Source organism: Pseudoalteromonas rhizosphaerae, assembly GCF_902498845.1.
In the GTDB taxonomy this organism is placed as follows: Bacteria; Pseudomonadota; Gammaproteobacteria; order Enterobacterales; family Alteromonadaceae; genus Pseudoalteromonas; species Pseudoalteromonas rhizosphaerae.
Genome location: NZ_CABVLM010000005.1, coordinates 181,926 through 200,556, shown reverse-complemented (window position 1 = coordinate 200,556; position 18,631 = coordinate 181,926). Strand labels below are relative to the sequence as shown.

19 protein-coding genes are annotated in these 18,631 nt (G+C 40.3%); all 19 read left to right on the top strand.

The window, feature by feature from the left end:
* Positions 1 to 91: 91 nt before the first annotated feature.
* The 19 genes from PSR9079_RS09705 (at position 92) to PSR9079_RS09610 (ending at position 18,578) form a co-directional block, all read left to right on the top strand.
* Positions 92 to 457 carry a hypothetical protein gene (locus PSR9079_RS09705; protein WP_149981301.1) on the top strand — a complete coding sequence of 122 codons (366 nt, stop codon included), beginning with the start codon at positions 92 to 94 and terminating at the stop codon, positions 455 to 457.
* A 107-nt stretch (positions 458 to 564) separates the two neighbouring features.
* Positions 565 to 1,062, top strand: coding sequence for a DUF411 domain-containing protein (locus PSR9079_RS09700; protein WP_004589252.1), 498 nt, complete (start codon positions 565 to 567; stop codon positions 1,060 to 1,062).
* The gene (locus PSR9079_RS09695) at positions 1,062 to 2,489 is read left to right on the top strand and encodes a TolC family protein (RefSeq protein ID WP_004589253.1); all 1,428 of its coding nucleotides are present in this window, start codon (positions 1,062 to 1,064) and stop codon (positions 2,487 to 2,489) included. Before PSR9079_RS09700 ends, PSR9079_RS09695 begins: the two co-directional genes overlap by 1 nt.
* Positions 2,489 to 4,231: an efflux RND transporter periplasmic adaptor subunit gene (locus PSR9079_RS09690; RefSeq protein WP_004589254.1), complete on the top strand. Its 1,743-nt coding sequence runs from the start codon at positions 2,489 to 2,491 to the stop codon at positions 4,229 to 4,231. Before PSR9079_RS09695 ends, PSR9079_RS09690 begins: the two co-directional genes overlap by 1 nt.
* 14 nt (positions 4,232 to 4,245) lie before the next feature.
* Entirely contained in the window at positions 4,246 to 7,410 is a 3,165-nt protein-coding gene (locus PSR9079_RS09685) for an efflux RND transporter permease subunit (RefSeq protein WP_008467841.1), read from the top strand.
* A 53-nt stretch (positions 7,411 to 7,463) separates the two neighbouring features.
* Positions 7,464 to 7,811 carry a copper resistance CopC family protein gene (locus PSR9079_RS09680; RefSeq protein ID WP_008132134.1) on the top strand — a complete coding sequence of 116 codons (348 nt, stop codon included), beginning with the start codon at positions 7,464 to 7,466 and terminating at the stop codon, positions 7,809 to 7,811.
* A gap of 19 nt (positions 7,812 to 7,830) precedes the next feature.
* Positions 7,831 to 8,718: a copper resistance D family protein gene (locus PSR9079_RS09675; RefSeq protein WP_016899202.1), complete on the top strand. Its 888-nt coding sequence runs from the start codon at positions 7,831 to 7,833 to the stop codon at positions 8,716 to 8,718.
* Positions 8,719 to 8,739: 21 nt separating this feature from the next.
* The gene (locus PSR9079_RS09670; RefSeq protein WP_016899203.1) at positions 8,740 to 9,204 is read left to right on the top strand and encodes a YybH family protein; all 465 of its coding nucleotides are present in this window, start codon (positions 8,740 to 8,742) and stop codon (positions 9,202 to 9,204) included.
* A 27-nt stretch (positions 9,205 to 9,231) separates the two neighbouring features.
* The gene (locus tag PSR9079_RS09665; protein WP_013465888.1) at positions 9,232 to 11,055 is read left to right on the top strand and encodes a copper resistance system multicopper oxidase; all 1,824 of its coding nucleotides are present in this window, start codon (positions 9,232 to 9,234) and stop codon (positions 11,053 to 11,055) included.
* Positions 11,052 to 11,912 carry a copper resistance protein B gene (locus PSR9079_RS09660; RefSeq protein ID WP_016899204.1) on the top strand — a complete coding sequence of 287 codons (861 nt, stop codon included), beginning with the start codon at positions 11,052 to 11,054 and terminating at the stop codon, positions 11,910 to 11,912. The genes PSR9079_RS09665 and PSR9079_RS09660 overlap by 4 nt, the downstream gene beginning before the upstream one ends.
* A gap of 628 nt (positions 11,913 to 12,540) precedes the next feature.
* Complete coding sequence (locus PSR9079_RS09650; RefSeq protein ID WP_016899206.1) at positions 12,541 to 12,963, top strand: hypothetical protein; 423 nt, start codon at positions 12,541 to 12,543, stop codon at positions 12,961 to 12,963.
* A gap of 299 nt (positions 12,964 to 13,262) precedes the next feature.
* Positions 13,263 to 13,676 (top strand): MerR family transcriptional regulator, encoded by a 414-nt coding sequence (locus PSR9079_RS09645; protein ID WP_008467855.1) that lies wholly within the window; start codon positions 13,263 to 13,265, stop codon positions 13,674 to 13,676.
* 101 nt (positions 13,677 to 13,777) lie between these two features.
* A complete protein-coding gene (locus PSR9079_RS09640) occupies positions 13,778 to 16,021 on the top strand; it encodes a heavy metal translocating P-type ATPase (protein WP_076920054.1) in 2,244 nt (747 codons plus the stop codon).
* An 11-nt stretch (positions 16,022 to 16,032) separates the two neighbouring features.
* On the top strand, positions 16,033 to 16,386 hold the full coding sequence (locus PSR9079_RS09635; protein WP_004589267.1) for a cupredoxin domain-containing protein: 354 nt from the start codon (positions 16,033 to 16,035) through the stop codon (positions 16,384 to 16,386).
* Positions 16,387 to 16,395: 9 nt separating this feature from the next.
* On the top strand, positions 16,396 to 16,731 hold the full coding sequence (locus PSR9079_RS09630; RefSeq protein WP_016899208.1) for a DUF2933 domain-containing protein: 336 nt from the start codon (positions 16,396 to 16,398) through the stop codon (positions 16,729 to 16,731).
* Positions 16,724 to 17,389 carry a methyltransferase family protein gene (locus PSR9079_RS09625; RefSeq protein ID WP_008467861.1) on the top strand — a complete coding sequence of 222 codons (666 nt, stop codon included), beginning with the start codon at positions 16,724 to 16,726 and terminating at the stop codon, positions 17,387 to 17,389. The genes PSR9079_RS09630 and PSR9079_RS09625 overlap by 8 nt, the downstream gene beginning before the upstream one ends.
* A complete protein-coding gene (locus PSR9079_RS09620) occupies positions 17,373 to 17,795 on the top strand; it encodes a hypothetical protein (RefSeq protein WP_008467863.1) in 423 nt (140 codons plus the stop codon). The genes PSR9079_RS09625 and PSR9079_RS09620 overlap by 17 nt, the downstream gene beginning before the upstream one ends.
* A gap of 10 nt (positions 17,796 to 17,805) precedes the next feature.
* Positions 17,806 to 18,177: a hypothetical protein gene (locus tag PSR9079_RS09615; protein WP_008467865.1), complete on the top strand. Its 372-nt coding sequence runs from the start codon at positions 17,806 to 17,808 to the stop codon at positions 18,175 to 18,177.
* 50 nt (positions 18,178 to 18,227) lie between these two features.
* Positions 18,228 to 18,578 (top strand): hypothetical protein, encoded by a 351-nt coding sequence (locus tag PSR9079_RS09610; protein WP_004589646.1) that lies wholly within the window; start codon positions 18,228 to 18,230, stop codon positions 18,576 to 18,578.
* Positions 18,579 to 18,631 lie beyond the last annotated feature (53 nt).

Here is an 18,631-nt window from a genome sequence, read left to right as displayed (position 1 = left end):
ACAAAATAACTCATAAGTGTTTGCAGCTTTTCTGTTTACTTATTCAAATAAATATATTAGATTTTCAATTGTATTTCTTAAAGAGAGTCTTATGTCTAAAGTATTTTTAAAAGTCTTAGTAATGACGCTTATGCTGGTTGCCTTTGTTGGGCAAGCATTTGCGTATTCTGCTATGCCTTGCGAAATGTCATCAGGTTCTCACGAATCACACATGAACATGAACATGAACATGAACATGGATCATGGTGATATGAATAAAAGCAGTAATGGTCAATCAGAAGATTGTTGTGACGTTGAATGTATTTGTCCTGCAAATGCTTGCTCATCTACGACAGTCCTAAATTCCAGTATTGATTCGACAGATATTCAAATATTCAGTGAATCTGTAGCTGCTCTGCAATCTAAACAACCTCATTCAATTTCCACTTCCCTTTATCGTCCACCAATTTTTGCCTAATACAGGATTAGTGCGTCCAAATTTCTCGCACATGTAATTAATTTTTCTGTTAGTCAATATAGCGTCGTAGCGCTATAGATATTTTCCAGCGATGTCTGGGGGCAAAAATGATCAATAAGTATTTAAAAATAGCAGTAGTAATGCTGCTTTCACCTGCGTTTGCAAACGCCAACGAACATAACCATGCACACAATAACGACGTAACACCTTTGGAGTTAATCGTTTATAAAACCCCTACTTGTGGGTGTTGTAAAAAATGGATAACTCATATTGAAGACAAAGGGATCGTTGCGCATTCCAAAGATTTCCGAAACATCGGCAACATCAAAACTAAGTATGGTATCAAACCTAATTACCGTTCATGCCACACGGCAGTGAGTAGAAATGGATTTGCCTTTGAAGGTCATATACCTGCTAAATTTATTCAGCAGTTCTTATCAGAAGAACATCCCAATGCGATTGGGCTTTCAGTTCCAGCAATGCCAGTTGGCTCTCCCGGTATGGAAGTCGATGACCGCTTTATGCCATACAACGTGTTAATTCTATTTAAAGATGGAACGAGCAAAGTCTATGCAAAAGTTAAGACATACGAGGAGCAATTCTAATGAAATTGAACTCTTCAAACCTTACTTCACTTTCAACTGCATTAATACTCGGCTTATCTGTATTCTCAGCTCAAGCTGAGAAAGTAGTGTCGCTTGAACAAGCTATCACCTTAGCTCAGCAAAATGATCCTTGGCTTCATGGTAGCCGATTGAAACAAAGTGCAGTTGAAAATAGAAGTATTGCTTCAGGTACTTTGCCTGATCCGAAAGTATCGCTAGGGATAATGAATTTACCAACAGATACTTGGGATTTAGATCAGGAAGGAATGACTCAGCTAAAGGTTGGCGTCTCTCAAATGTTTCCGAGAGGCGACAGTCTAGAGATCAAGAAAGACCAGTTACAAATTGAGTCCACGAAATTTCCACTGTTACGAGAGGATCGTAAAGCTAAGTTGAAAAGCCAAGTGTCACAACTTTGGTTAGATGCTTACTTAGCCCAACAAACTATTAAATTGATTGAAGATGATTGGTCTCTCTTTGAGCAGATGGCGGAAGTGGCTAAAGCTAGCTATTCAAACGTTGTTGGTAAAACTAGACAGCAAGATGTTATTCGTGCTCAGTTGGAAATCGTGCAGTTAGATGACAGATTAACTTCGCAAAAGCAGAAACTAGAAACGACAATCGCTCGTCTCAATGAGTGGCTTCATATTTACGATGCGGATCGTTTGAATGAATCATTCAACTTTGACGCGCAACCATTAGAGTTTAGCGTCTCAAAAGAATTGCCTTCGATTCAATTGAATAATCCAACAGTCCTAAAAGCATCTAATTACTCAAGAAATCTATTGGCTCAGGAGCTTTCGAATCACCCAGCCATACTTGCGATTGATATAAAACGCAAAGCTTCAGAAAAAGGAATTGAGTTAGCCAAACAGCAATATGAGCCGCAATGGGGTGTTAATGCTAGTTATGCCTATCGCGACAATATGCCCTCTGGTGATAGCCGAGCTGATTTATTTTCTGTTGGGGTAACGTTTGATTTACCCTTGTTTACCGAGAACAGACAAGATAAGCAAGTTGCAGCTTCTATTGCAGATTCAGAGACTATTAAAACCGAGAAACTATTACTGACAAAGCAAATGATCAGTGTTTTAGAAAAAGAACTAAGACAGCTTAAACGCTTATCAGATAGACAATCTATCTATCAAGAACAACTCCTTAAACAAACTCATGACCAAGCAGAAGCGTCATTGACAGCCTACACAAATGATGATGGCGATTTTGCCGAAGTTGTTCGAGCAAGAATTGCCGAATTAAATACCAGAATATCAGCTTTAAGAATTGATGTTGACGCACTTAAAACAGTTGCTCGTATCAACTATTTCTTTGCGCATTCTCAATCTAACTCAAATGCTGAACATAAGTCGATGCAAACTTCACACAAAACTAATCAGCACTTATCCAGTCAGCAATTTGGAGAAAAATAATGTCAACGAATACAAAAACAATTATTGCCATCATCATTGGGGCAGCACTTGGTGCTGGAGCATTGAGTTTATATCAAGGTACTGGCTCAAACAGTAATAGTAATGAAGCAACATCAGGAGAAAAAAAGCCTCTGTATTGGGTTGCACCGATGGATTCTAATTACCGCCGGGACAAGCCCGGTAAGTCGCCTATGGGGATGGATCTAATTCCAGTGTATGAGGAAGGATCATCTGGTGATGACTTTGGCCCCGGAGCAGTAAAAATTGCGCCTCATGTAGTGAATAACCTTGGGGTTCGCACTGCACCTGTTGAACTGAAAAATATGCATACTGAAATCTCAACGGTAGGTTATGTTCAATATGATGAAGATAAGCTAATTCATATCCACCCACGGGTTGATGGCTGGATTGATAAACTTTACATCAAAGCAGCAGGTAACCCTGTAGAGAAAGGGCAGCCTCTTTATACACTATATTCTCCTCAGTTAGTTAATGCTCAGGAAGAGCTGTTAATAGCGTTAAAGCGCAACAATAGTTCTTTAATTTCAGCAGCCAAAGATCGCCTAAAAGCGTTACAGCTTTCAGCAGACTTTGTTCAAAAGCTAGAAAAGACACGAAAGGTTCAGCAAACAATTACCTTTTATTCACCACAAGCAGGTGTTGTCGATGGTTTGAAGGTTAGAGAAGGTTTTTATGTAAAGCCGGGAAACACCTTATTAAGCATTGGCCAGCTAGATCAAGTTTGGGTTGAAGCAGAAGTGTTTGAACGTGACGCAGCCTTAATTAAAAAAGGACTTCCTGTATCAATGACACTGGATTATTTACCCGGTGAGGACTGGGCTGGTGTCGTTGATTATGTTTATCCAACATTGAACAGTAAAACACGCACACTCCGAGTGAGATTGAAATTTGATAACACAGACTATCAATTAAAACCAAATATGTTTGCACAAGTCTCTATTCACGCTAATCAAGCTGATAGCACCATCCTCGTGCCTAAAGAAGCCGTTATTAGAACAGGTAAACAGGACAGAGTAGTACTTGCGTTAGGTGATGGGCAATTTAAATCTATTGAAGTGACTATTGGCCGGGTTGATATCGACAGCATCGAAATATTAGACGGCTTAAATGAAGATGACGTTGTGGTGACATCTGCCCAATTCTTGATTGATTCTGAATCAAGTAAAAGCTCTGACTTTAAACGAATGACTCATGATGAAGTGCCTAACTCTGTTTGGATGCAAGGGGATGTTAATAGTGTTATGGCAGGGCACCGCATGGTTAATATTTCACATGGCCCTGCTGAAGCTTGGGATTGGCCTGAAATGGTTATGGATTTTACTGTGGCTGAAAAAGTCGATATTGACTCATTAAAGTCAGGTCAATCTTTGCACTTTGAAGTGAGCAAAACCGAAGACGGTGGATATGAAATTACTGGAATTCATATCATGAGTGAGCCTGAAGTATCATCAGCAACAGTATCTGGTTTGATTAATGCGATTGATATTGATACACGGATTCTAAATATTAGCAGAGGCCCAATAGAGAAATGGGATAGACCTGCTGCGACGATGGATTTTATCGTCGCGGACAATATAGAAATGGTTGATTTCAATGTCGGTGATAATGTCACTTTCACTTTTGAGGTTAGAGATGACTTAGTTATCACTGACATTTCTCTTGAATCAGATGAACAACACGGCAAGGAAAATAAAGCTGCTGTTGATCATTCTAATCATTAAGTGGGAGAAAAATAATGATTGAATCAATTATTAGATGGTCTATCGGCAATCGTTTCTTTGTTTTGTTGATTACCTTAATTATCGCGTTTGGTGGTTTGTATTCATTACAAAAAACACCAGTAGATGCACTCCCCGATCTTTCTGATGTGCAGGTGATAATTAAGACGAGCTATCCGGGACAGGCACCACAAGTAGTGCAGGATCAAGTGACATTTCCTCTTACTACAGCGATGTTATCAGTGCCGGGGGCGCAAACTGTTCGTGGTTACTCATTTTTTGGTGATTCCTACGTCTACATTATTTTTGATGACGATACTGATTTGTATTGGGCTAGAAGCAGAGTACTTGAATACTTAAGCCAAGTAGCATCAAGCCTGCCTGATTCGGCAAAACCTCAATTAGGACCTGATGCAACAGGTGTGGGTTGGGTATACATTTACGCTTTAACAGATAAGTCTGGAAACCATGATCTAAGCCAATTAAGAAGCATTCAAGACTGGTTCTTAAAGTATGAACTACAAACTGTTCCGGGCGTGTCCGAAGTTGCCGCCGTTGGTGGTATGGTTAAGCAGTATCAAGTGCAAGTAGATCCTGATAAATTGAGAGCTTACGATATTCCTCTAAGTTTAATACAAATAGCCTTACAAAAAGGGAACAAAGAAACTGGCGCATCCGTTGTGGAAATGGCTGAAGCTGAATATATGGTTACCGCAACGGGGTATATTCAATCAGTTAGTGATATAGAGAAAATCCCACTTGGTATTAACGAACAAGGCACGCCATTGCGTATTGGTGATGTTGCTACCGTTAATTTAGGGCCTCAAATGCGCCGTGGTATCGCAGAGCTTAATGGTGAAGGCGAAGTTGTTGGTGGTGTTGTCGTTATGCGCTTTGGTGAAAACGCTCAACAAACCATAAACGGGGTAAAAGAAAAACTTGAATCGCTTAAATCTTCTCTACCAGAGGGGGTGGAGATTGTCCCTGTTTATGACAGATCGAAGTTAATAGATCGTGCTGTTGATAATCTTTGGAGCAAGTTGCTAGAGGAGCTTGCAGTCGTTGCTATTGTCTGTGTGGCTTTCCTATTTCATCTTCGCTCATCTATTGTGGCAGTTGTTACTCTGCCATTAGGTATCTTGGTGTCGTTCATTATCATGTATATGCAAGGCATCAATGCCAACATTATGTCTTTAGGCGGTATCGCTATTGCGATTGGTGCGATGACTGATGGTGCAATAGTGATGATTGAAAATATGCACAAGCATATGGAGAAAACACCACTAACAGATGAAAATCGCTGGCAAATTGTTGCTAAGGCTGCGAGTGAAGTAGGCCCTGCACTATTTTTTAGCTTACTGATCATTACAGTCTCATTCTTACCTGTATTTATCTTGGAAGCGCAAGAAGGAAGAATGTTCTCTCCGCTCGCCTATACAAAAACCTATGCAATGGCGGCATCAGCAGGTTTGGCGATCACATTGGTGCCTGTTTTGATGGGCTACTTTATTCGAGGCAAAGTTGTTTCTGAAAAGAAAAACCCGTTAAACCGATTATTGATTGCTATCTACATGCCTGTTTTAAAGCAAGTCATGAAGTTTCCAAAATCGACAATAGTAGCAGCAATATTAGTGACTATCGTTGGCTTTTGGCCTGTCGATAAAATTGGTAGTGAATTCATTCCGCCATTGGATGAAGGCGATCTCATGTATATGCCTACTACCTATCCCGGTATTTCAATTGGTAAAGCAAGGGAGTTATTGCAGCAAACAGACAAGCTTATTCGCACTGTGCCAGAAGTTGAAACTGTATTTGGTAAAGTAGGAAGAGCTGAAACTGCAACCGATCCTGCACCTTTAACCATGATTGAAACCTTTATTCAATTGAAGCCACAAGAGCAGTGGCGAGAGGGTGTGACTACTGAATCGTTAAAAGCTGAGTTTGATAAATTGGTTAAGTTTCCGGGCTTAACGAATGCTTGGGTTATGCCAATCAAGACCCGAATCGACATGTTAGCAACAGGCATAAAAACGCCTGTGGGTATTAAAGTCGCCGGACCAGAGCTTGATGTGATTCAGGAAATCGGCCAACAAATAGAGCAAATTTTACCCGAAGTTACAGGCACAGCATCAGTTTACTCAGAGCGAGTTGCAGGTGGACGATATATCAAGGTTGATATTTCACGCGATAAGGCAAGTCGCTTTGGGTTAAACATCGAAGATGTTCAACAAGTGGTTTCTACAGCTATTGGTGGTATGAACGTTACCCAAACGGTAGAAGGTCAAGAGCGTTACCCTGTTAACTTACGCTATCCGCAAGACTATCGAGACTCTCCTGAGCAGCTATCACGATTACCTGTTGTAACACCAAGTGGTCAACGCATTGCACTAGGTGATGTCGCAGATATTCGAGTTGAGAACGGTCCGCCGGGGATTAAGAGTGAAAATGCTCGTTTAAATGGCTGGACGTTTATCGATATAGACGGTGTTGACGTAGGTACTTATGTTGAAAGTGCAAAAATACACTTGGCTAATAATCTAAAACTACCAGCAGGTTATTCAATTACTTGGGCTGGGCAATACGAATATATGGAAAGAGCGAAAGAAAAGCTCACCTATGTATTGCCTTTAACACTCGCCATTATTGTTATTCTACTTTACTTAAACTTCAGAGCGTTTAGTGAGGTGGCTATCATTATCGTTACCTTGCCGATGGCGATGATTGGTGGCTTATGGTTGATGTATCTGGAAGGGTTTAACTTCTCTGTGGCTGTTGGCGTGGGCTTTATTGCTCTAGCTGGGGTAGCGGTTGAGATTGGTGTGATAATGTTGGTCTATCTCAATCAGGCACTTGCTGAGCTTAAGGAAAAAGCTGAAGAGCGAGCTGAACCTATCTCTGATGATGCATATCAAGATGCATTATTGCACGGTGCAGGCTTACGAGTTCGTCCAGTAATGATGACAGTTGCAACAATCATTATCGGCTTGATGCCCATTTTATATGGTACAGGAACAGGTTCGGAGATTATGAGTCGTATTGCTGCACCTATGGTAGGCGGAATGACAAGTGCTGTGCTACTCACTCTTATTGTGCTCCCAGTAATTTACTCAATCGTTAAAAAGCCAGAATTAAACGCCTTTAACAAGGAGCTTTCTAAGGCGGAGCTAAAAAGTAATGCTTAGCGAAGTTAAGAAACCATAAATAGCAATTTCAATAAACTAAAATAGAGGTAAATATGAAAAAACTAATTAAATTTTTAACCGTAATCAGTGTCGTTTTTAGTAGTGCGGTATTTGCGCATGTGCATCTTGAAAAAAGTGTGCCTGCTGATAATGCAATGCTAATGAATCCTCCAGAAGAGTTAACTTTGGTGTTCACCAAAGAGGTACGTGTTGTAAAAGTTTCATTGGCCAATAAACAAGGCGAAGAATTTAAATTTGGATTCGAGCCTTCTAAAGTCGCTACTAGCAAATTTACATGGAAACTACCTAAATTAGCTCCTGCAAACTATACTGTGGATGTAACCTTCTTAGGTAACGATGGTCATAAAATGAAACATAGCTTCGGCTTTATGGTTCACTAAAATAGGCGGTGTGATTGATATGGAAATGTATATCTGGAATACAGTCATTGTACTGTCAAAAATTGTATTTTACGTCGGCTTTGCCTGTATTGCAGGTTATACATTTTTCAGGCAAATATTTGAGAATAATGAATCTCATACTAATACTGTAATAGCGAATTTAACGTGGACAAGAACTTATATAGTTATGGCTTTGATCGCTAATATTACTTGGTTCTTTGCCAGTACTGGTGCAATGGCAGAAGAGGGAATTCAGGGGGCGATAGACGCTGATATATTGGCTATTATGTGGGACTCCTCTGTCGGCACTGGAGCTTTGCTTCGAGCGCTTGGGCTAGTTACCGCAATAATCGCTTTAGCTTTAAGGTTCAAACTCGCTGTGAACTCGTACTTAAAACAAAGCGCTTTAATGTTGAGTTTATTAATCCTTGCATACTCATTCACGTTACTGGGTCATATTTCTGAGTTAGGCACAATTGAAAAAGGCTTGCTTATTTTGCATGTGCTCGTTATGGCATGGTGGTTTGGGGCGTTATTGCCACTAAAACAGGCTTGCCATCAGCTAAGTTATGCAGAACTTCATTTGCTGATGGAAAGCTTTGGCAAACAAGCAAGTTTTACATTGAGCCTATTGTTGGTAGCAGGCCTCTGGCTCGTGATTCAATTGGTCGGAAGTCTTGATGCACTAATAAGCTCAAGTTACGGACAAACACTGTTGTTTAAATTGGCCCTTGTAGTGTCTATTTTGGCACTTGCTGCTAAACATAAACTAATACTCGTTCCACAACTTAAAAATAGTCAAGGCAGAGAGGCTTTATCTAAATCTATCTCGATAGAAATGGTAGTAGCTTTTGCCATTTTATCTGTAACTGCTGGGCTTACTAGTGTTGTTGGTCCTGCAAATTAAAACCTAAAAGAGAAAAAGAAAATGAAAACAATAAATATCCTACTCGTTTTATTAATGACGTTTAGTTTCGCAGCAAACGCTCATGGTGATAAGAATAAAGACAAAGGATTGTTTAAAGGTGTAGATACACCAGCCGCAAAAGTTGTTTTGGCATTTCATCAAGCACTTGAAACTGGCAATCAAAAACAGGCTAGAGCGCAGTTAGCGGATGATGTCACCATTTTCGAGGGAGGCCGCGTTGAAAGGAGCGCTGATGAATATGCTCATCATCATATGTTGTCGGATATGAAGTATTTAGCAGCGATGAAGAGCGACACACTTGAACATCAAGTGACGATACTTGGAAATACAGCTATCTCTGCCTCGCGTAGTCAAACTAAAGGTACTTACAATGGTGAAGAACGTGATTATCAAGGGATGGAAACAATGGTTCTCGAAAAGCAAAACGGTGAATGGAAAATTACGCACATTCATTGGTCACACTAATTTATTGGTCAAACCTCGGAGAGTAAAATGAGAATTAAAGATCCATTACATCAAATTTCTACACCGCGTAGACGCTTTGTACAAGGTTTAGCTGCTGGCGGTATATTAGCTGCTTTTCCAAGCATTCTTCATGCTGCTTCATCTTTAGTGGCTGGAACAATAACAGGTACTGTGCCCGAACTAAGTGGAGAAATAATAGATCTGGTGATAGATGAGTCACCCGTAAACTTCACAGGTGTTGTAAGAATGGCTACAACAATCAATGGCTCAATACCAGCTCCTACCTTGCGCCTCAGAGAAGGTGATGACGTTACTATCAGGGTAACTAATAAATTATCAGTGCCGAGTTCAATTCATTGGCATGGGATCATTCTTCCGTATCAAATGGATGGCGTACCGGGTATTAGCTTTAAAGGTATAATGCCGGGTGAAACCTTTGTTTATAAATTTAAGCTGCAACAAAGCGGCACATATTGGTATCACTCACACAGTGGCTTTCAAGAAATGACAGGTATGTACGGCGCATTAATTATTGAGCCAAGAGAAAAGGATATTATTAGTGCTGACAATGAGCATGTTATCCAATTGTCTGATTGGACTGATGATGACCCAATGGATTTGTTCCGCAAGTTAAAAGTACAAAGCGATGTATTTAACTTTAATCAACCTACTGTTCCAGAGTTTTTTGATGACATTTCAAATAGCAGCGTTTCAAATGCGCTACAACGCCGGGAAATGTGGAATAAAATGAGAATGAACCCTACAGATCTTGCAGACTTATCAGCATCTGCAATGACTTTTTTAATGAATGGTTGTGCGCCTTTGACAAACTGGCGTGGAATGTTTAAAGCTGGCGAAAAGGTTAGGCTTAGATTTATTAACGGTTCTAGCAATACGTTTTTTGATGTAAGAATACCTGAGCTGAAGTTAACAGTTGTACAAGCTGATGGACAAAATGTTGAACCTGTGACAGTAGATGAATTTAGATTTGGTCCCGGTGAAACTTATGATGTACTTGTCGAGCCAAAAAATGATGCATATACGATTTTTGCACAAAGCATGGATCGCTCAGGTTATGCTAAAGGTACTTTATCAATGGCACCTAATATTGATGCACCAGTACCTGCTCTAGATCCCGTTGAATGGTTAACGATGACAGATATGATGGGGAATATGGCCCAAGGTGGTGAGCATTCCGCGATGGCAGGTATGGCAGACATGTCGGGCATGAATTCTAATAAAATGGATCATAGTGCAATGGGTCATGGAGCGATGGCAATGGATCATAGTAAACATGGAATGACTAAAAACCCATTAGCTGTTGCTAGCACTAAAGTGCGTCATGCAAAAACAGAGTATGGAGCTTCTGTTGATATGCGTGTTGATATGCCTAGAACAAACCTTGATGATCCCGGTATAGGTTTACGTAAAAATGGACGCCGTGTTTTAACACTTGCAGATTTACATTCTCTTGAGGGAATTACAAACCAGCAAGAGCCAGAGGCTGAAATTGAATTACATTTAACTGGAAACATGGAGCGTTATAGCTGGTCATTTGATGGCTTGGAATTTGGAAAAAGCACGCCAGTTCACATGAAGCATAATCAACGTTTAAGAGTTATTTTACAAAACGATACAATGATGACACATCCCATGCACCTGCATGGTATGTGGAGCGATTTGGAGAATGAAAAAGGTGATGTACAGGTTCGTCGCCATACTATCCCTGTACAACCAGCGCAAAGAATTAGTTTTTTAACAACACCTCATGACGTAGGTCGCTGGGCATGGCATTGCCATTTATTATTCCACATGGATGCAGGTATGTTTAGAGAGGTAGTTGTATCATGAAAAAATTAATACTAACCAATACGTTAAGACTATTATTAATAGGTTTGCCCCTTATAAGTGTATCTGTATCTGCAAAAGATGAGATGACTGAGATGGGTGATTCTAAAATGCAAGCACAAGGTGGAGATGCACCTAAAGATGCTAGAGACCCCCATGCTTATGCAGCAGGTACAACTTTGACTGAAGGTCCTTATGCACTCAGTAGCGACAAACGACTGACTTTGGCAGATGAGCATTCATTTTACGCGCTACTAGGGGATCGTCTTGAATATAATGAGCAAACAAACGCAGGTGTTTTTGACTTTCAGGCATGGTATGGCACTACTTTTGACAGGTTAGTCATAAAAACCGAGGGTGATTTTAGCAAAGGAAATCTAGAGGAGAACCAAACAGATATTTTATGGGGCCATGCTGTTTCAACATATTGGGATACACAAGCAGGGATTCGGTTTGATTACAATAAAGACGGTGAAAACCGACAGTGGCTAGCTTTTGGCCTTAGGGGGCTTGCTCCATATTGGTTTGATCTCGACATGACTGGCTACTTGGGCGAAAAAGGCAATACAGCACTATCGCTTAGAGCGGAATATGAGCTATTACTCACACAAAAGTTAATTGTTCAACCACGTGCAGAGTTAACGCTTTACGGTAAGGACGACGTCCAAAATAACCTTGGTAGTGGTTTATCGAGCAGTACTATTGGTTTTCGGGTTCGTTATGAGTTTACCCGCCAGTTTGCTCCCTATGTTGGCGTTGAGTGGACAAATAAATTTGGTAATACAGCCGACTTTGCGAAGTTAAATGGGCAAAGTACTCGTGATACTGCTTTTGTTGCAGGTATCAAGTTCTGGCTCTGATGTGAAGAAATACTATATTGACTTGATGAGAGCTACCGCAACTATATTGATGGTAGCTTTCGTTTTTTGGGATTTAAACCATTTTAGTTATGTTAGGAAAGGCCTAGCTAATAGTTTTTTTGGAAAGAACTAAGAGCAGTAATAGTAAGCTACTTCTTATTTTCAGTCGGTGCCAGTCTGGTGTATACCGGAATATCAGCTAAGAAGTAAAGTTGGCGAATGGTTAAGGTTAAAGAGTCAAGGCAAAAAACATCGCCATTGAAAGACGTACAATAGGCCATTTTATCACTTTTGATGAACGGGAATTGGGTGTGCCCGGGATAGAACCGATTGTTGCAAAGTACTGCGCTTAAAGCTGAACAATTGGAAAAATGATCCCTTACTCAATACCTAGTTATGAGCGTAGGGTTTTTATTTCTTTTAATGGTGCTCATGCTTGGCTTCAATCTCATGAGTATAAATTAGACACCCCTTTATACTTGTGAAGTTTAAGCTGTTTAAAAAAGTAAAAAGTAAAAAGTAAAAAGTAAAAAGTAAAAAGTTTAGGTTTTAGTTCAAAGGTTGATCAAGATCATAAAATTATTTTTATAAAGTGGCTAATATTGTAGGTGCTAAAGAAGGAATGATAATGTTTGGACTTTTCAGGTGGTTTAAAATAGTGATAATAACTGTGTTGCTTACGCAGCATAGTTTTGCTATTGCTAAACCAATGAATTGTGAAGAGCATCATAATGGCTCATCCGACACGCATATTATACAACCAAGCAAAAATATGCATCATCAATCAATGATTGACAATAGTCACTATCACACTGAAAATTCGCAAGACTCTAAACACCTTCATGGTGATGAAGACTGTGAAAAATGTAAAGCTGGTGATTGTGTTTGTTGTGAAGGCGGTTTTTGTACAAGCTTTCATTTAAATGCCTATCTTGTGGAAGCGCAAGACGAAGGTATTTGCAATATTCATTCTGAGCTAATTCTACAGCGTATACCCCTACCAAAATCTGGTATCCATCTCTTACTTTATCGTCCACCAATTATTGGCTAATCACGGGATCAGTGCGCCTTTTTTTCGCCAGTCCCATCAAAAATAAAACGATTTACTGATTGGTTTAAATTACCAACCGTTTTGAACAATTAGCACAATATTTTTTGGAGGCATGATGAACATGCTCAAACTATTGCTATTTACAGTACTTAATGCTGTCGATTTTGACCGAGATTTCTCTTTTACCAAAAAATTAGTTTTTAGCTTATTCACTAGAATTAGTACTTGACCTGTGTCTTAGACACAGGTCTAAGCTGAAGATGAGAGTACAAACTTAGCTAAAAAACTGAGGAGTGAATATGAAAGTTGCGGAGCTGGCAAAAAGCCTTGGAACGACTGCTGATACGGTGCGCTATTACACCAGATTAGGATTGTTAAAACCTGCTAAGTCAGTGAACGGCTACAAGTCATACTCGAATAAAGAAGTATCGAGACTTAAATTCATTTTAAGTGCTAGAAACCTTGGTTTTTCCGTTGCAGATATCAAGGAAATTATTAATGAATCTGAAGATGGTAAAAGTGCGTGCCCATTAGTCAGAAGCCTGATCAAAGAGCGGCTTGAAGAAACAGAAAAGCAGTTTCAAGCAATGTTGGCACTTCGAGGAAAAATGTCTTCTGCGCTTTCTCGATGGGAAGAAATGGAAGACAAAGCACCGACTGCAAACATGGTTTGTCATCTCATCGAAAACTTTGAGCAAATTAAAAAAGCATAGGAGGAAAAAGGGTGGCTACTAACACAAATATAAAAACTGAATCAGGCTGTTGCTGTCAGGCAAAAGCTCAATCCTCTTCGTGTAAAAGTAAGGAGAATACGTTGGAGAAAGTATCACATAACCAACAGCTTATCATTGAAGGTGCTGGGTGTGCTAGCTGTGTAGGCAAAATTGAAGGGGCGTTGAAGGCAACTCTTGGAGTCGTCAGTGCGGAAATGAATTTTGCTGATAGGACAGTAACAGTTTATGGGACAGCTAAAACAAAAGAGTTGATCAAAGCTGTTGAGTCAGCGGGGTATAACGCGAAGCCAATTGATGATAGCTCAGCAACAGATGCGCTTGATGAGAAAGAGGCGGCGGATTTTGCATATTACAAAAAGCTAATGCGCGATACGTTTATTGCCCTTTCACTCGGCGTTCCTTTGATGATCTACAGCATTGTGGTTGGAGAAATGACGGTTGAAACAAACCTTGAGCGCATGTCTTGGCTGGTTGTAGGCATTTTAACTTTTGGTGTTATGTATTTTTCAGGTAAGCATTTTTATGTTGGCGCTTGGAAAAGCTTTAAAAACCACTCCGCTAATATGGACACCCTAATTGCTTTAGGAACAGGTACAGCTTGGTTGTATTCGATGGTTGTCGTGTTTGCACCTGACGCTGTTCCATTGATGGCACGGCATGTTTATTTTGAAGCTACCGCCATGATCATTGGCTTAATTGATTTAGGTTTAGCATTAGAAATCAAAGCCAGAGGTAAAACCTCTGAGGCCATTAAACGTCTTATCGGCTTGCAAGCCAAAACAGCAACCGTGGTTCGTGACAACAAAGAAGTTCAGATAGGTATTGAGCAGGTTTTATTTAACGATATTGTGAAGGTAAAACCGGGTGAAAAAATTCCCGTCGATGGCGTGGTATTGGAAGGACACACCTCTATTGATGAGTCCATGCTGACAGGCGAACCTATGCCTGCTGAAAAAGCTGAAGAAGATGAGGTTGTCGCAGGTACTTTGAACAAATCAGGCATGATTTTATTTAGAGCCACACGCGTTGGTAAAGACACGGCGCTTGCACAGATCATCAATATGGTGAAACGAGCACAAAATTCGAAACCGCCGATTGGCCGTTTGGCCGATGTTATTTCAGCTTTTTTCGTACCTGTCGTGATGATCACCTCTGTGTTAAGTGCGCTAGCATGGCTTAACTTTGGACCTGAGCCAGCCATTGCTTTTGCCATCGTTTCAGCAACTACTGTGCTTATTATTGCCTGCCCGTGTGCTTTAGGCTTGGCAACACCCATGTCTGTCATGGTGGGAGTAGGAAAAGCAGCAGAAGCCGGAGTGCTTATTCGCAACGGTGAGGCACTGCAAACCGCCTCTAAAATCACTGCCATGATTTTAGATAAAACGGGCACTATTACTGAAGGGGCACCTAAGGTAACCGATATTATTTTAGCAAAAGCTACTGACGAAAAAGACGTACTACAGCTTGCAGCAAGTTTAGAAAGCGGCTCAGAGCATCCTTTAGCGCAAGCGATTGTTGAAAGTGCGTTAGATCAGGATATTGAGTTACTAAAAATTGAAGCCTTTAACGCCATTACGGGTTTTGGTGTAGAAGCAAGCTGCAACAACAAAGCCCTGCTTTTCGGAAACGATAAACTAATGAAGTTAAAAGGCATAGACCTCACAGGCTTTGTTGAACAAGCACAGTCTTTAGCCAAAGAAGCCAAAACACCTATGTACTTTGCTGTAGATGGTGAACTTGCAGCAATCATTGCTGTTGCAGATCCTATCAAGTCAGACTCAATCTCTGCTATCAAACGGCTTCAGGCTAATGGTATACGCGTCATCATGTTAACGGGTGATAACAAGGAAACCGCTGCCGCCGTAGCTAAAAAAGTGGGTATTAGTGAGTTTCTTGCTGAAGTGCTGCCAGAAGATAAAGCCAACAAGGTGAAAGAGCTACAAGAAGGCGGCGAAATTGTTGGTATGACAGGAGATGGCATCAACGATGCTCCTGCGCTAGCGTTAGCCGATGTTGGCTTCGCCATAGGCACAGGGACTGATGTAGCTATCGAAAGTGCTGACATTACCCTAATGCGTGGTTCACTTCATGGCCTTGCTGATGCCATAGCGGTAAGCAAAGCTACTTTACGAAATATCAAACAAAACTTGTTTGGCGCGTTTGTCTATAACGTAGCCGGGATTCCTTTTGCTGCGGGGGTTCTATATCCCTTCTTTGGCATTCTGCTTAGCCCTGTAATTGCAGGTGCTGCAATGGCGTTTTCGTCATTGACTGTAGTGTCAAATGCAAATCGACTTCGCTTTTTTAAAGCAAAAGAGCATTAAGGAGAATCACAATGATGGTTATTAACTTATTAGGCTTAATGTTAATCGCGCTGATTGTTTGGTGGTTTTGGCTATATAAACCCAATAAAACAATCGTTCAAGGTAATGAAGTACTCATTGAAGTGAGGGATGGTGTGTATTCCCCATCCTCAATTCAGGTGTCTGCTAGCCAACCTGTCACTCTGAAGTTTATGCGCAAAGATCAATCCCCCTGCGCTGAAACAATGCTTATTCCTTCATTGGATATAAGCGAACAGCTTAAATTAAATGAAATTACTCAAATTACCCTATTGAACTTATCACCGGGAGAGCATGAGTTTCACTGTCAGATGCAAATGTATCGCGGTGTCTTAAAAGTCGTTTAGGAGGGCAATATGAAAAATCAACACCCTAATTTTTGGTCAACACCTACAGGCTGGGCTGCACTGGCACTTATTGCCGCAGTGACCTACTTCTTAGTGCTTGAGCATGGTCAACATATGCTGCAATTTCTTCCCTACTTGATTTTATTGCTATGCCCCTTGATGCACGTATTTATGCATGGCAGTCATGGTAAACATGGTCACGATCATTCACATGCGCCTGATGAAAAAAAGGAAGAGAGCTTTCAAGAACTCACGGATAAAAATGCAGCCTATCACGATGGCTACATACAAGGGTTAGAAAAGGCACGTAAGGAATCACATAAAAAGGAAAGCAGTGATGAATGAAACATATGATTATGGCTTATGGTCAATGGTGATACTGAACTCAGCAATTTTTATCTTTTTTGCCTTTAGTTTTGTCAAACCAAAAACATCAACTGATTGGAGAAGTCTAAGCGCGTTCTCTGCCTTTATTGTTGCCCTATTTACTGAAATGTATGGCTTTCCTTTAACTATCTATTTTCTGTCGGGGTGGCTGACGGAGACCTATCCAGAAGTAAATTTCTTTGCGCATGAAAATGGGCATTTATTACATACTTTCTTTGGATTTCAAGGTGATGCCCATTGGGACCCATTTCATATAGTGAGTATGGTGTTAATTGTTGCAGGTTTCTTTATGTTGTCTTCAGCATGGAATGTATTGCATCACGCGCAAAAACATCATCAATTGGCTACAACTGGATGGTATGCAAGGTGTCGCCACCCACAGTATGTAGCTTTCATTCTAATCATGTTCGGCTTTTTATTGCAGTGGCCGACAATCCCAACACTTGCGATGTTTCCGATCTTAGTCGTTGTTTACGTCAAGCTAGCGAAACGCGAAGAAGCACAAGCGATTGCTGAGTTTGGTTCGGAGTACCACAGGTATATGGAATCGACACCAAGTTGGATCCCAAATTTTAATAAAAGTGTAGAAGGTAAAAATCATGAAAACGTTAACTAAATCAATTTTATTTATTAGTTCACTACTTATAACCACTAGCTCATTTGCCCAAAACAATGAGCATAAGCATGAAGGTGCGAACAAAGCTGATATGCATCAAGGCATGGCAATACCACATGAGAACATGGGAGAAATGCACAAAAAGATGATGGAAATGAAAAAGGAAGTCCATGCCATTAAAACTGAAAAAGATCCTGAAAAGCAACAGCAGATGATGGTTGAACATCACCGTTCAATGATGAAGATGATGCAATCCATGCACAAAAACATGGAAGAAATGCCAATGCATCAACAAATCAAGATGGCTGAACATCATTTAGAAATGATGGGGAACATGATGCCGCAGATGAACCGTAAAATGGAAGAAATGAAAGATAGCAATCAACAGCATTCACACAAACATTAGGAGAAAAATTATGAGCGATTTAAATCATAGAGTTGGCGTTAAAGAGCAAAATTTAGTTGTTCGAAACCTAAAGCTTAGCAATGTCACAGAAGAAAGCTGTGACGAGTTAGTAAAAGAAATAGATCAGCTTTTTGGTATAGATGAAGTTAGTTACAACATCAAAGAAGGTGAAATACACCTTGCCTATGATGCCGCAAACGTAAGCCTTGATGGGATTGAGGAGGTAATCCGTAAGTATGGCGCAGATGTTCATGATGATTGGTGGACACATACTAAAGAAAGTTACTATAAATTTGTTGATCAGAACATCAAAGATAACTCTGTTCATAAGCCTTGGAGTTGTCATCAAGCACCTTCGGGGGCTGGCCGGAAAAACAAATGAATTCATAAAAAAGTGTATAGATAATTAGTTAGTCAAATGAGGTAACAGTGATGAAAACACCCTATATAAAAGCTCTTTTATTGCTTACATTCGGTTTATATTTAGTGGGTTGTTCCAATACCACTTTTTATCATAAATACATGATGAGAGGTCAGGTAGTAGAAAGTTCTGATAATCGAACTCTAATCTGTATTGGTGCTAAGCATGGCGCAGAGGTTGGGCAAAAATACAGTGTTATTAGATTCCATGAAAGAATAGTATTGAGTGAAGGTGAAGATCCCTACACTATCGAAAAGGTAGGAACGGTACAAATTACTAAAATTGTGAATGATCATTTCGCAACTGTAAAGCTAGTGTCTGGTGACATTGCAGCGAAAGATATGGTGGAACTTGAAAACTAATAAAGTGGTGGCGAAAGCCACCACAAGAGCATAACAATAAAACTTAATGAAAA